Origin of the sequence: Gemmata palustris (assembly GCF_017939745.1) — a bacterium.
Lineage (GTDB): Bacteria > Planctomycetota > Planctomycetia > Gemmatales > Gemmataceae > Gemmata > Gemmata palustris.
The window spans coordinates 1,201,585-1,215,658 of sequence record NZ_JAGKQQ010000001.1; the positions used below are offsets into that span (position 1 = coordinate 1,201,585).

General features: G+C 62.2%; 14 protein-coding genes. 10 read left to right on the plus strand and 4 right to left on the minus strand.

Annotated features, from left to right (window positions below):
* Positions 1-51 precede the first annotated feature (51 nt).
* The 6 genes from J8F10_RS04835 (at position 52) to J8F10_RS04860 (ending at position 5,023) form a co-directional block, all read left to right on the plus strand.
* Positions 52-393 (plus strand): DUF6370 family protein, encoded by a 342-nt coding sequence (locus J8F10_RS04835; RefSeq protein ID WP_210652730.1) that lies wholly within the window; start codon positions 52-54, stop codon positions 391-393.
* 317 nt (positions 394-710) lie between these two features.
* Positions 711-1,646 carry a 4-hydroxy-3-methylbut-2-enyl diphosphate reductase gene (gene ispH, locus J8F10_RS04840; protein WP_210652731.1) on the plus strand — a complete coding sequence of 312 codons (936 nt, stop codon included), beginning with the start codon at positions 711-713 and terminating at the stop codon, positions 1,644-1,646.
* 42 nt (positions 1,647-1,688) lie between these two features.
* The gene (locus J8F10_RS38430; protein WP_246522923.1) at positions 1,689-2,435 is read left to right on the plus strand and encodes a hypothetical protein; all 747 of its coding nucleotides are present in this window, start codon (positions 1,689-1,691) and stop codon (positions 2,433-2,435) included.
* Positions 2,435-3,547 carry a Gfo/Idh/MocA family protein gene (locus J8F10_RS04850; RefSeq protein WP_210652732.1) on the plus strand — a complete coding sequence of 371 codons (1,113 nt, stop codon included), beginning with the start codon at positions 2,435-2,437 and terminating at the stop codon, positions 3,545-3,547. Before J8F10_RS38430 ends, J8F10_RS04850 begins: the two co-directional genes overlap by 1 nt.
* On the plus strand, positions 3,544-4,365 hold the full coding sequence (locus J8F10_RS04855) for a hypothetical protein (RefSeq protein ID WP_210652733.1): 822 nt from the start codon (positions 3,544-3,546) through the stop codon (positions 4,363-4,365). Before J8F10_RS04850 ends, J8F10_RS04855 begins: the two co-directional genes overlap by 4 nt.
* Positions 4,366-4,414: 49 nt before the next feature.
* The gene (locus J8F10_RS04860) at positions 4,415-5,023 is read left to right on the plus strand and encodes a phosphoesterase (protein WP_210652734.1); all 609 of its coding nucleotides are present in this window, start codon (positions 4,415-4,417) and stop codon (positions 5,021-5,023) included.
* Between the two features lie 2 nt (positions 5,024-5,025).
* Here J8F10_RS04860 and J8F10_RS04865 read toward each other — a convergent pair whose 3' ends face one another.
* The 4 genes from J8F10_RS04865 to J8F10_RS04880 form a co-directional block, all read right to left on the minus strand.
* A complete protein-coding gene (locus tag J8F10_RS04865) occupies positions 5,026-5,694 on the minus strand; it encodes a hypothetical protein (RefSeq protein ID WP_210652735.1) in 669 nt (222 codons plus the stop codon).
* The gene (murB, locus tag J8F10_RS04870; protein ID WP_210652736.1) at positions 5,691-6,569 is read right to left on the minus strand and encodes a UDP-N-acetylmuramate dehydrogenase; all 879 of its coding nucleotides are present in this window, start codon (positions 6,567-6,569) and stop codon (positions 5,691-5,693) included. Before murB ends, J8F10_RS04865 begins: the two co-directional genes overlap by 4 nt.
* 73 nt (positions 6,570-6,642) lie before the next feature.
* Positions 6,643-8,268, minus strand: a complete 1,626-nt coding sequence (locus J8F10_RS04875; protein ID WP_210652737.1) for a hypothetical protein — start codon at positions 8,266-8,268, stop codon at positions 6,643-6,645.
* 32 nt (positions 8,269-8,300) lie between these two features.
* Positions 8,301-9,539, minus strand: coding sequence for an outer membrane protein assembly factor BamB family protein (locus tag J8F10_RS04880; RefSeq protein WP_210652738.1), 1,239 nt, complete (start codon positions 9,537-9,539; stop codon positions 8,301-8,303).
* Positions 9,540-9,733: 194 nt separating this feature from the next.
* Here J8F10_RS04880 and J8F10_RS04885 point away from each other — a divergent pair, with 194 nt between their 5' ends.
* The 4 genes from J8F10_RS04885 to J8F10_RS04900 all read left to right on the plus strand — a co-directional run bounded on the left by J8F10_RS04885 (position 9,734) and on the right by J8F10_RS04900 (position 14,034).
* On the plus strand, positions 9,734-10,264 hold the full coding sequence (locus tag J8F10_RS04885; protein ID WP_210652739.1) for a HEAT repeat domain-containing protein: 531 nt from the start codon (positions 9,734-9,736) through the stop codon (positions 10,262-10,264).
* A gap of 111 nt (positions 10,265-10,375) precedes the next feature.
* Positions 10,376-11,713, plus strand: a complete 1,338-nt coding sequence (locus tag J8F10_RS04890; RefSeq protein ID WP_210652740.1) for a hypothetical protein — start codon at positions 10,376-10,378, stop codon at positions 11,711-11,713.
* A 156-nt stretch (positions 11,714-11,869) separates the two neighbouring features.
* Positions 11,870-12,745: an acetylglutamate kinase gene (argB, locus tag J8F10_RS04895; protein ID WP_210652741.1), complete on the plus strand. Its 876-nt coding sequence runs from the start codon at positions 11,870-11,872 to the stop codon at positions 12,743-12,745.
* A gap of 77 nt (positions 12,746-12,822) precedes the next feature.
* Positions 12,823-14,034: an aspartate aminotransferase family protein gene (locus J8F10_RS04900; RefSeq protein WP_210652742.1), complete on the plus strand. Its 1,212-nt coding sequence runs from the start codon at positions 12,823-12,825 to the stop codon at positions 14,032-14,034.
* Positions 14,035-14,074 lie beyond the last annotated feature (40 nt).

Consider the following 14,074-nt stretch of genomic DNA (forward strand, 5'->3'; position numbering starts at 1 on the left):
TCGCGTCGAGTGCCAGCGCTGCCGGAATCACCGAACACAAGGGTTCCTCTCATGCTGCGCGCCGCGTTAGCACTCACGCTCGGGTTCGCTGTTGTCGTTGGGTTCGGCGGGAACGGCTTCACCGCGAAGGCCGAAGACAAGAAGGACGTCAAGAAGCTCGAAGGCAAGCTCACCTGCACCAAGTGCGCCCTGAGCGAAACCGACAAGTGCGGTCACGCTCTGATCGTGAAGGAAGGCGGCAAGGACGTGAAGTACTACCTGGACGACAAGGGTGGCGCCGAGAAGTACCACGGCAAGTGCTGCAAGGCCGACGTGGACGCGACCGTGACCGGCAAGATCGTCGAAAAGGACAAGAAGAAGCACATCGAAGAACCGAAGGTCGAAATCAAGTAAGTTAAGATTGCGGGAACCCTCGCACGCAACGCCACCCAAATGGGTGGCGTTTGGCGTTTCAGGGAGCGAAGGCGACCTACCCCCCAACCCCCTCCCTGAAGGGAAGGGGACGGGGCGTCGAAGAACCTCTCCCCAACCCCTCCCCTAAAAAGGGAGGGGCTTAAATCGGAATCGGTGGTGGGGCTCTTCGGTTTTTGGTTTTTCTCCCCCTTCCTTTTTAGGGAAGGGGGCTGGGGGTTAGGTCCTTCGTGGCTCGGGTTGCTCTTCGACTTGTGTTACGGTTGGCGTACCATAACAACGCTCACAGGAGGTAACGCATGAAGATCATCCTCGCCAACCCGCGCGGGTTCTGCGCTGGCGTGAACATGGCGATCGAGGCGCTGGAGACGGCGCTGCGGCACTACGGCAGCCCGTTGTACGTCTACCACGAGATCGTTCACAACCGGCCCATCGTCGAGAAGTTCCAGAAACTCGGCGTGGTGTTCGTGGACGATATCTCTGAAGTCCCCTTCGGCGGAACGGTGCTCTACAGTGCGCACGGCATCTCTCCGGTGATTCGCAAGCACTCCGAAGAACGGAACCTGCGGGCCATTGATGCGACGTGCCCGCTCGTGACCAAAGTTCACAAGGAAGCGATCAAGTTCGCGCGCGACGGGTTCACGATTGTGCTCGTCGGCCACGAGGGGCACGACGAGGTGATCGGCACGATGGGCGAAGCCCCCGCGAACATGGTCCTCGTCGAAGACGCGGCCGACGTGGAGGCGCTCACCCTTCCGGCGGATGCGAAGCTCGCGTTCCTCACGCAGACCACCCTGAGCGTGGACGAAGCGAAGGTCGTTATCGACGCCCTCAAGCTGAAGTACCCGCAAATCGTGGGGCCGAACAAGGACGACATCTGCTATGCGACTCAAAACCGCCAGGACGCGGTGAAGAAGCTCGTGGGCGAAGCCGACGCAGTTTTGGTGCTCGGAAGCCAGAACAGCTCGAACAGTCAACGATTGGCGGAACTCGCGCGCACCAACGGTAAGCCCGCGTACCTCATCGACCGCGTTTCGGAACTGAAGGACGAGTGGTTCCGCCCGAGCGACACCGTTCTCGTGACGGCGGGAGCCAGCGCGCCCGAAGAACACGTCCAGGACTGCATCAACTACCTCTGTGCGAAGTTCGGCGCGACCGTTGAACCGCGCGTCGTTCGCGAAGAAGACGTGAGCTTCCCGCTCCCGCGCGAACTGCGTGTCCTCACGAGCGCGTGAGCCAACAGTGGGCGCGGCTGACCGTAGCTCGGAGAGCGTGCGATGACCGAAGCGGAATGGCTATCGGCGACCGACCCGGCACCGATGCTTGACTTCCTCCGAGGCAAGGCGAGTGACCGGAAGTTGCGGCTATTCACTGTGGGTTGCTGCCGTAGACTTTGGCGGTATCTCGACGACAAACATTGGCGGCCTGCTCTCGAAGCCGCTGAGCAATGTGCTGACGGGGAACTGTCCGTCGAAGAACTCTCTGCCTGTTGGGGTGATGGTCGTTTGATGGACGACGACTTTGCAGCAAGGAATGGATTCAGCCTTCAAATAGTCCGTGCCGCATTCACGACCGTCTGGCGATCGTTGCACGTTACAGAGAAGGAGAAAAACACCGCGGCTTATGTTGCCCTGATAGCAGGAGCACAAGCATTGGGTCGCAAGGCCGATGAGTTCCTTCTCTACCATTTGCATTTCAGACTCGTAGAGCTGGACGAAGAAGAGCACCACAAAGCAGACCTTGTTGTCAGTGCTGAGAAGAGTGTCCTTGCAGCATTCTTGCGTGACATTTTCGGCAATCCCTTCCGCCGAACGATCAATTTCAAAGACACCTGGCGCACGAACACAGTGATTGCTCTTGCAAGGCAGATGTACGAAAATCGTGATTTTTCCCCGATGCCGATCCTGGCCGATGCCCTTCAGGATGCCGGTTGCGATGACGAGGACGTTCTGAGCCACTGCCGAGGCGACGGGCCGCACGTCCGGGGCTGCTGGGTCGTGGACTTGCTGTTGGGGAAGAAGTGATGTCAGCCTCTCCCGTTGTGGAACTGAACTACAAGCCGACACTCCCCCGCCGCCTGGATTGGCGGATCGGCTGCGTGGGGTCCGGGTTCATCATGAGGGACTGTCACCTCGTCGCGTACCGGAACGCCGGGTTCAATCCCTTCGCCATTGCTTCGCGGAACGAGACGACAGCACGGGAAGTCGCAACACAGCACAACATTTCGACCGTTCAGAGCATCGACGCGCTGCTCGCAAATCCCGAGGTCGAAATCCTTGATGTGGCCGTACCACCAGATGCACAAGCAGACTTGATTCGCCGGGCGGTGGAACTCGGGAAGGGCCGACTTCGAGGGATTCTCGCACAGAAGCCACTCGCGCTATCGATCACGGTCGCGAAGGAACTCGTGAAGGCGTGTGCGGACGCGGGAATCGTGCTCGCGGTGAACCAGAACATGCGGTTCGACCAGTCGGTGCGCGCCGCCAAAGATGTGCTCAATCGCGGGTGGCTCGGTGAGATCGTGTTGGCCACGATCGACATGCGAGCGATTCCGCACTGGATGCCGTGGGCCGAAGGGTTGCCGTCGCTCTCCACGTTCGTGATGAGCATTCACCACCTGGATACTTTCCGCTACTGGCTCGGCACGCCGGAGCGAGTGCTCGCATCCACGCGGCCCGATCCGCGAACCAAATTCCCGCACCGGGACGGCATTAATCTTTACATTCTGGAGTACGAGTCGGGCGCGCGGGCTTCGTCGTGGGACGACGTGTGGACCGGGCCGAGCAAGGAAGGCGCGGCCGGAGACATCGGGATCAAGTGGCGCATTGAAGGCACAGAGGGTTTGATGCAAGGCACAATTGGTTGGCCCAAGTACCCGGCCCGCACACCGAGTACGCTGGAATACAGCACGCGACAGCAGCCCGACACCTGGGTGCGCCCGAAGTGGGACGACGTGTGGTTCCCGGATGCGTTCGTGGGCACGATGGCGCAGCTCCTCGTTGCCGTGGAGAACGGCACCGAGGCGGAAATCAGTGGGCGCGATAACGTGGAAACGGTCGCACTCTGCGAGGCCGTTTTCGCCGCCGCGACCGAGCACCGCGTGGTCCGCATGGCCGATGTTTTGGGGTCCGCATGACCCCCGACCTTCGTATTCAGCAGGCACTCGTTTTGGGCACGCGCGGCGTTCGGGTTGTTGCACAAACCGATGAGTTCGACACCGCGGAAGCCGAGCGGATCGCGGTGCTGTTCGGCGCGCGCCCGAATGGGGTCGCGTGTCCGCGTGCGGACTTCGCCAGTCCCTTCGGGAAGAAGCACGTTGCAGTGGTGCGCGTCGAGGACCGGCCCGACGGCGCACTCGGGTTCCGTTTCCTGGTGCTGTCACGCGATCTCTACAAGCACCTGGGCGACCCCTTTGCGATCGCGGACCGTTACCCACCCGACTGGACCGCGACGGGCAAACTTGCCGACCTCGCGTGGCCGCTGGAAGTGCTTCCGGAACGCACACTCGAAAACCTCGACGCGATCCTGAAGGCCGGCGACACGGCGCTTTTGCTAGGAAGCGTGCAGGCGCTTGTGGATGGAAATCGCGTGCTGCTGAAACGCGACGAGCCGGCGCCGTTCATTCGCGACTTATGGCAGTTGCTCCCGGACCGCACGCGGTGCGACCTGTGGCCAGCGACCTTCGCGTTCTCGGACGAACTCGGATTCCACGCCGCAGTGGGTCCGACGCTGCCGACGCCGCGTCACGGCGTGCAGGTTCTGGTAGAAGACGCGATCCGGGATTATCCGCAGAGCAGTTACGAATTGGGCCTGCAGATCGCGATCGAATCCCGCGACCGGGTCGCGCTGCGAAAACTCCTCGCACGGCGCACGGCGGACGACACGATTCGGCTGGGGCTGTACATTCTCGCCTTTGCGCTCATCGCTGCGGCGGTGCTGAAGTTCGTGTTCTGAGCAGCGATAGCACGTGCGTGTTGACCGCACTCAATGGATGGAGGCGCTCATGCCGCTCGACGAGAAGGTGCTCGTGATCCCAACGGAGCAGTTCCGTGCTGCGGGTTATTTTCACGGGCTGCGCGCGGCAGACGATGCGTTTCGCGCGACCATTCTCGATGCGACCGCGTTCCAGTTCCGTCCGCGTTATGAAGTCGAAACCGATCCGTCGTTCAAGCAACTCATCCCGTACATCGTGCTGAAGTGCGGCGACCAACTGTTCCACTACCGACGCGGCGCTGCGGGTACTGAAAAGCGTCTGGAAGCACTGCGATCGATCGGCATCGGCGGCCACATCAGTGAAGCGGACGCCGTGGGTGGAGACGATCCTTACCAAACCGGCATGTTGCGCGAGTTGACGGAAGAGGTGGAACTCGGCTGCGGTTTTCGCGAGCGGTGCGTCGGGTTCATTAACGACGACCGTACCCCGGTGGGCAGCGTTCACCTCGGCGTGGTTCACGTCTTCGAGTTGGAATCGCCCGCAGCGCGCTCGCGCGAAGACGCGCTGGTGGATTCAGGGTTCGCGCCGCTCGCGGAACTGCTCCGCGATGCGGAACATTTCGAGACATGGTCACAGTTCGCGCTAGAAGAACTGCGGAGCGATACGCAGAAACTGTGACTCTACTTCGCCACCATCAGTTTTTGGCCGCTGCGTTGGACGAGCTGCCAGCCCTGTGGGGTACTCTCGATCGTCTGCGGTTTGTACTCGGCCGCGACCGATGCCGCACGCACGACCAGATCACCAGGCCAAAACTGCCCGGCAACCGCGTCGGTGGGCAGTGCAGGGGCGTTGAGCAGTTCGGGTAAGCCGTCAGTTGGCGCGGAGGTCGGGAGCAGCACGCCTTTGGCGTCCACCGCGCGCTTGCCGGTGGGTTGCAGGACCGCCAACATCGGCTTGCGAAACGTCAGCACCACCGTCACAACGTCGGGCGGTTCGACCGTTACTGCGTCGACACTCGCGACCCACGGGTGCGCGGTGAACGCCGTTGCCAACTTCTTCTTCAAATCGGGGTCGAGAACCTGGAACGTCGGTTCAACTTGTGCGCTGTATCGCACTTCCGTCAGGAACGTTTCGCGTGACGTGTTCGGCGGTGGTTCGCATCGGATGTCTGCGAACCGCGCTGCGTAGCGGTCGCGCGCGCCGATGTTCCGGCGCGCCTCGTCGCCCAGGCGCGACAGACCGAATAACAGTGCGCCCGCGGCGCCGAGCGTGAGCACGACCGCGACGATGGGCCGCGCGGTTCGTGGAGCTTTGGGGGGCGGGGCGGGCGCTTTCTTGGCTCGCTTCACCAGACGTGTAACTCCCGTTCGAGCGCGACGCCGGTGCGCTCTTTCACCTTAACGCGGACGTGTTCCGTGAGCTGCAGAATGTCGCGCGCGGTTGTGCCGGGGTGCGCGACCGCGTAGTTCGAGTTCCGCTCGCTCAGTTCCGCGCCGCCGGCCCGGGCCTTTGTCATTTGCGCGCGGTCGATGAGGGTCGCGGCGGTGTGGCCCGGCGGGTTGCGGAACAACCGGACGGACGCCTGGAAACTCAGCGGTTCGGCGGCTTTTCGTTGTATCCAGGCTTTCAGCATTCGCTTCATAACCGGGGCCGGGGCCTCGGGTTCGAGCTCGAACTCGACCGACAGAATCACCGGCTCGTCGAGGTCGCTGTGGTGCTCGCTGAACGTGAGCTCGTCGCGCCCGCGGACCTGCACTTTCCCGGCTTCCGTCAGCACAGTCACGTTGCGCACCGTTTGGCTGATTTCGCCGCTACGGTCGCCGACGTTGCACCGCACACTACCGCCGACCGTACCGCGAATGCCGACGAGCGTTTCCAACCCGCCGAGCCCGTGCTTCACGGTGAACGCGATGAGGTCGAACAGTTGACCGCCGCCCCCCGCGGTGACGCGCTTCCCGTCGCGCTGGAGGAACGTGAACGCCTCCGCGGTGAGCCGGATCACCGCGCCCGGAACGGGGTCGTCCTGGATGAGCAGGTTGAACCCGCCCCCGAGCATCCGCACCGGGACGCGGTCGCGCTGGCACGCGGACAGGACGGCGTTGAGTTCGTCCAGTGAGCGCGGTTGGATGAGGAATTCGGCCGGGCCGCCGATCTTCAGGTGCGTGAACGGGGCGAGCGGCTGGTTCCGCTGAGTAATTTCTGGGAACTGGTCGGCAAGGGACATTTCGCGGCCTCCTTACCGTTACTCTATCGCAACTTCCATTCCCCGCGTAGCCGCACCGCACAACGTGGGCCTTTCACGGCTTCGGCAGGTGCGGGATGCGCACGATAATGTCGTCGCCGGGCGGCTTGCTGTCTTTCCCGTGAGTACCATCGTCCACGCCGTTGACTCCGACGCTATAAAGCAGGAAACCGTGCGCGTTGGGCCTGTAGATCAGCTCTTTACCGCTGAAGAGGTCGCCCGGAACCGCACTCAGGTAAGTCGGTGCGAGTTTGGCGAGAGAATCGGGGTACCGGCCGTTGACCCGCTGGTACCACGCGAGTGCGTAGGCGACCATTGTTGTGTCGAAGCCTTGTTGGGCACGGTCTGCGGCGTCCGTGACTTTGTACGCTGCGGGTAGAAGTAAGCCGGCCAACACATCGCCGATTATTTGTCCCCTTGCTTGCGCAGCCTCCTTTCCGCCGAGGAGCAACTGGTTTAACCGATCCGGCTTCATTGTTTCGGCTTTCATGGCCTTGATGTCGGTTATGAACACGTCGAATTCTCTGACGCGCGTGGCACGGCCCTTCGCGCGGGCCGCAGCGGACAGTTGATCGAACCACACGTTGCCGGCTTCCAGAGCCAAATCCCAATCGATCGTCTCGCGCATGAAATTCGCGAGCCGGTCTTGAACTTGCGTGTTGCCACCGATCGTTTGAAGGTATTCGAGCCCCCTGTGATTGATTTGCATGACGGTATCGAGGTACGCGAATCGATCGTAGTCCAAATGCTCCGCGACCTCAGTCCGTGGGGGGAGCGCGCGGAGGTCTTCGAGACAGCGCTCCAACGATTTCGCGTCGGGCTTTGCGTGATCCAGAAAGGCGACCTCCGCGCGGCACGCAATTTGTTCGATTGATGCACTAGCTAGATATTCAAACAGTGTTCCGCCATGACCCACGAGCCGGCCGAGGCGGTGGCACGCGAGTACGTCTTGCCACGCTTCGTTAACGTTTCCGTGACCCAAAAAGAGCATGGCACGCGCGGCGAAAGCCGCGGCCAGTTCACGACACACCTGCACGGTTGGCAGGAGCGCGCTGTGCATTCCGTTCGAGCCTTTCTCGGTGCGTTCCGGGATGATCGGGTTGTAAAAATGAGTCCTTTTCACGGCTTCCCGGAGCGCGGTCAGCGGTTTCGCGTTCGCTTGGAGCCAGCCACTGCTAGTTGTGTTCTCGTCGGCGGTCCACGGCCGCGCGGAAAATTCCCTCACTGCGTCGAGCGCCGCGGGGCTCGTTCCCGCCCCAATCGTTTTCTCGGCATACTGTTTCACATCGATGAAGTAATCGCCGGTCTCGGGCGGTGGCGTCACCCCCATCTTCTCGAAGAAGCCATTTGGAACCTTCCCGCTGCCGGGCGCGTTGGGGCCGATCACGTTCCAAATGGCGACGTTCGCGTTGTTCTCGGTGGTCACCCCTTTGCTCAGTCGGTCGTTGATGGCGGTGACGTAGTCGATGTGACCGGTGGAATCGATCGGCCCGAGCACGAACGTTGTGTTTTTACCGACGGTGAACGTGCCGCGCTTGCCCAACGCGAGAGGGGCTGGTTCGGGCACATTTGTCGGCGCGGTGCTCGCCTCCGACGGATCGGCTGGGGGCTCCGGGCGCTTCTTGCAGCCCGTGGCAATGCCAACCCCCAGCACGAGCAACACAGTGCAGGCCGTTTTCATGGCGAATCTCGGAGCGCGTGAATCGGGCACGGTCACTTCTTTCCGCCGATGCACCAGAGGTGCTTCGTTCCGCGGATAAAGATATCGCCGTCCGAGAACGCGGGGGAAGCGAACACGGGTTCGCCGAGCGGGTTTTTCGCCAACAGCTCGAACTCTTCGCCCGCTTTCAGAACGAATGTGATGCCTTCGCTGGACGTGAGGTAGATGCGCCCGTCGGCTGCGATTGCGGAAGCGTGGTGCTTCTTTCCGCTCAATCGCTCTTTCCAGAAAGGCTTTCCGGTCTTCACATCCCAACAACTCGCGACCCCCGAATCGTCCACGAGGAACAACTTCCCGTCGTGAGCGACGGGGGAGGGGACGTAGCCGCCCTCGCCTTTTTTCGACCACAGGACGTGCGTTTTCGTGACGTTGCCGGTGCCGTCTGGCTTGATTGCCATGATCCAGTGTTGCGGGAACCCCGCGGTGAGGAGCAGCACGCCATCGTGCATGACCATGCTCGAAACGAACTGCTCCGTCGGGCCGTCGATGATCCAGTTCTGCTTTCCGGTATCCGGGGAGTAACTCGCGACGCACTTGCTCCCGGTCAACACGAGTTGCTTCTTGCCATCGGCTTCCACCACGACGGGCGGGCAGTACGACCGCAGTTTGTTCAGGCGGTCCGCGCGCCACTTCTCCTCACCCGTCTTCTTGTCGAGCGCGACGATGTACGCGCCTTTGTCCTTCGGCGCGTCCTGATCGCCGTTCACGATCACCAGGTCGTTGTGAAGCACGGGCGGGCTACAGAAGCCGTGAACGGAATGGAACTCGCCCGGGATCTTTTCCCACAGCAGTTTGCCATCGAAATCGAAGCAAAAGACCCGCATTTGCGGCTTGTCGAAGAACGTGATGTAGACGCGCTCGCCGTCGGTCGCGGGGGTGGAACTGGCCCAACTGTTCTCACTGTGTTTGAACTCCAGACCGGAAACCACAGCGGACTTCGTCCACAACAGTTTGCCCGTAGCGCGGTCCGCGCAGTACAGCACGCGCGTTTTGTCGGCTTCCACGCACCCGGCGACGAACACCTTTCCTCGACTCACGACCGGCGACGAGTGCCCGGTTCCGGGGAGTTCGAGTTTCCACTTCACGTTCTCTTTCGAGTTCCAGGTGAGTGGAAACCCTTTATCCTTCACCGTCCCATCCGCACGCGGACCGCGCCACCCGGGCCAATCTTCGGCCGACGCCACACTCGTAACGAACAGCAAGCAGAGGGCAGCGCAGGCTCGCGGGGTCATCGGGGCGGTTCTCAGGGTGTGTTCGGATGTGGTAAGTAGGTGGGGCGGTGGGCGGCATTGGCGGGTTTGGAGAGATTTCACCATAAGAGGTGCGCCCGGGGAACGAAAATCCGCGTTCCCGCGTCGAACCGGTAGTTGAATCTCGTTGTAGTGTTGAACAGAGCCATGCGATCAAGTCCTTGCGGGAGATACTCATGGGTTCCGCTCGGTTCGTGAAGGCCATGTGCGCCGTGGCGCTGTTCAACAGCGCGCTCTACCTGTGTGTCAGGGAAGAGGCGATTGCGGGCGAGAAGGACGACCTCGCGAAGAAGTACACGGATCAGCTCCGTAAGAGCAAGGACGTGAAGACGCGCGTCACCGCGCTCCAGGAACTCGGGACGCTCGCGCAGATCAAGAAGTCGCTGGCAGCCGACGCGCTACCGGACATCTACAAGGCGACGGAAGACAAAGACGCGGGTGTCCGGGCCGCGGCCGCGGAAACACTCGGTAAGGCCGATGAGCCTTACGAAAAGGCGGGCGACATCCTTGTTAAGTTGCTGAAGAGCGACAAGGACGAGAGCGTGAAGATCGCGGCCGCAAAGGGGCTGTCCTCAATGGGCACCGCGGCGAAGGAAGCACTGCCCGCGGTCCGCGACGTCGTCAAAGCGAACGCGGGCGACAAGAAGAGTAAGCTCGGCCTCGCTGCAAAAGACGCCCTGAAATCGATCAGCGGTACGCGGAAGTAGGTTCGGATTTGGCCGGTCGACGCGAACCCGGAGCCACTGCTCCGGGTTCTTTGTTTTTACTATGCCGCGACCGGTGGGTACACTCGTGCGGTAACACCGCAGAGGACACTCATGTTGCCGATCGACCGTCGCTCGTTTTTGGCCGCGTCCGCATTCGCTGCTTCGGGCAACTGGTGCCCCTCGCTCGTTCTTGGCGCTGATTCGTTGAGGACCAAGCCGCCGAAACGCGCACAACCGGCGGCGAAGAAGGTCGCGGTCGTCTGTTCCATTTACAACTACCTTTCGCACGCCTACCACATCGCCGGGCGCTATCTTGATGGCTACATGAAGGGCGACGAGCACCACTTCCCGGAGTTCGGGATCGCGTCCGCGTATGTCGAGCAAGTGAAGGCGAACGACCTCAGCCGCGAACTCGCGAAAGAGCACAGCTTCCGCCTCTCGGAGAGCATTGATGACGCACTCACGCTCGGCACCGGCAAGCTCGCGGTGGACGGCGTGCTGCTCATCTGCGAACACGGCGACTACAAGTACAACGAAAAGGGCCAGAAACTTTACCCGCGGTACGAGTTCTTCAAGAAGATCGCAGCCGTATTCGAGAAGACCGGCAAGAGCGTACCGGTATTCTGCGACAAACACCTCAGTTACGATCGCACGAAGGCCGCGGAGATGGTCGCGACCGCGAAGAAATTGCGGTTCCCGCTGATGGCCGGGTCGTCACTTCCCGTGACGTGGCGCCGACCGGAACTGGAGTTCAAGCGCGGGACGAAGATTACTGAAGCGCTGGTCGCGTCGCGCGGCGAGCTAGAGATTTACGGTATCCACGCACTCGAAGCGTTGCAGTGCATGGCCGAGCGCAGGTTCTCCGGGGCCGATCCGAAGCCCGCGAACCAGGGCGTGAAAGCGGTGACGTGCTTACAAGGCGATGCGGTGTGGAAGGCCGGCGACGACGGGTTGTGGTCGTGGGAACTGCTCGAACACGCGCTCGGACACAGCACGTCGCGCAACGCCGGGGACATTCGCGCGAATTGTAGACGGTTCCCGCGCCCCGCGACGTGGGGCAACTTCGTCAAAGGCCCGATCGCGTTCCTGGTCGAGTACGCGGACGGGTTGAAGGCGACCGTACTCCAACTCGACGGTCACATCGCGGACGAGACGTTCGCGGCCCGCGTGGACGGCGAGAGGAAGCCGTCGTCGTGCTTGTTCTGGCTCCCGCCCCCTCCGGGAGCGGCGTTCCTCGAAGCGCTCGCGGGGCACACCGAGACGTTTTTCGCAACGGGCAAGCCGCCGTACCCGGTGGAGCGCACACAACTCACCGGCGGCATCCTCGACTACGCGCTCGAATCGCGCGTGAAGGAGAAGCGGCTCGATACACCGGACCTCGACATCCGTTACGATCCCCCCGCGGACAGCGGATTCATGCGTGGCGACTACACGAAACCGGTGAAGTGAGGGCACGTGTAAACAGGTTCCGCCCAGCGGTTTTTGTGGGCCTCGCGCGACTTTCACGGAGAATCTCAGCCCGGCCGTTGACGCTATTCGCGCCGCGGCATACGATGGATTTTTCGATTTCTATCAAGTTGTTGCTCGAATCTGGGACCGTTGCGGATGTCCGAGCCGAGCCTTACTGCCGAAACGTTCGCTGCCGCCGTTGATCGGTTGACGGCGCACTGCGAACGTCCGGTCGTGGTGAAACTCGGCGGCAGCGCGATGGAAGATCCCGCCGCGACCGACGCCTGTCTGCGTTGCGTGGCAACGCTCCACCACCTCCGCGTGCCGGTCGTACTCGTTCACGGGGGCGGTAAGCCGATCGATCGCGCGATGGCCGAGGCGGGCCTCACTCCGAAGAAGGTCGCGGGGCGCCGGTACACGGACGACGCCACGCTCTCGATCGTGGTGCGGGTACTTCACGAACTGAATCGCGACCTCGCGCATCGGCTGAACGCACTCGGGGTTCCCGCCGTCCCCACCACCGAAGCGGACGATTTTCCACTGATGGGCGAGCGCCTCCTGCTCCCAAGCCTCGATCTGCAACCGGTCGATCTGGGCCGCGTCGGGAAGGTGACGGGCGTTCGCACCGAACGGTTCGGGCAGGCGGTCGCGGACGGTGGACTTCTTGCGGTCATCCCGTCGCTGGCCATCGACACCGACGGCGGCTGGCTGAACGTCAACGCGGACACCGCAGCGTCTGCTGTCGCGGGCACACTGAAAGCCGACAAAGCGGTCTTCCTGACCGATACGCCGGGCGTCTTGCGCGACCGTGCGAATCCCCGATCGCTCATTTCCCAACTCACCGAGAGCGAGTGCCGCGCCCTCATCGCTTCCGGCGTGATCGATGGCGGCATGGTGCCGAAGGTCGAAGCGTGTTTTGAGGCGCTCGAAGCCGGCGCGAAATCCGCTCTCATCCTCGACGGCAGGGTGCCTTACTCCCTGCTGAACGTGTTCCTCCACGACACGTTTACCGGCACCGTCATCACGCGGTAAGCCGAACCTCCTCTTTGTGTTCTCTGTCCCACTGTACTCGGATTCGACCCATAATCCCTATTTCTCAACGCCGACCAATGACAACCGAATTGCTTTCCAGCGAACAGATCATCGCCCTGGCGAAAAAACACCTGACCGGGAACTACACCCGGTACCCGGTGTGCCTGGTGCGGGGGAGCAATTCGTGGGTGTGGGACGCGGAAGGCAATAGGTACCTGGACTTCTTCCCGGGGTGGGGGTGCGGAATTCTCGGGCACTGCCCGCCGCGTGTGGTGCAGGCGGTTCAGGAGCAGGTCGCGACGCTCATTCACGTCCCGAACACGTGGTACACCGAGCCGCAAGCGCTGCTCGGCCAGGCGCTCGGTGAGCGCACTGACTTCAACGGCGTGTCGTTCTTCTGCAACAGCGGGACCGAGGCGAACGAAGGCGCGATCAAGCTCGCGCGCCTCAACGGTAAGCCGAAGGGTAAGTACAAGATCGTGACCCTCACGGGGAGCTTCCACGGCCGCACGATGGGGGCGCTTACCGCGACGGCTCAGCCGAAGTACCACACCGGCGTCGAGCCGATGCTGCCCGGCTTCAACTACGCTCAGTACGGCGATTTGGAGAGCGTCGCGAAGGCCATTGATGGCGAAACCTGCGCGATCATGCTCGAACCGATCCAGGGCGAGGGCGGCGTGAACGTTCCTCCCGCGGGCTTCCTTGAGGGGCTGCGCGAACTGTGCGACAAGCACGGGCTGCTTCTCATTCTCGACGAAGTGCAAACCGGGATGGGGCGCACGGGTAAGTGGTTCGGGTACCAGCACTGGAACATCCGCCCGGACATCATGACGCTGGCCAAGGCGCTCGCGGGGGGCGTCGCGATGGGCGCGCTCGTCGCGACGCCGGAAGTCGCCGAGAAGCTCAAGCCCGGGACGCACGCGGCCACGTTCGGCGGCAACCCGCTCGCGGCGCGCGCCGCTCTCGCCACCATTGAGACGATCGAGCAAGAGGGGCTGCTGGAGCGCGGCGTTCAGATCGGCTCGCGGTTCCAACAGCGGTTCCTCGAACTGAAGGAAAAGTGCCCGCTGATTACCGAGGTTCGCGTGAAGGGCGCGATGATCGGCGTGGAACTGAACGTCGAGGGCGCGCCGGTGGTGCAGGGCTGTTTGGAGAAGGGACTGCTCATCAACTGCACGCACCAGACCGTTCTGCGGTTGCTCCCTGCACTGACGCTATCGGACGAGCAACTCGAAGACGGCTGCGACATCATTTCGGAAGTGCTGCTGAACTTCCGCCAATCGTCGTAAGGTCGAACGCGGAAGTCGATGACTCTCACATTGCGAGTCC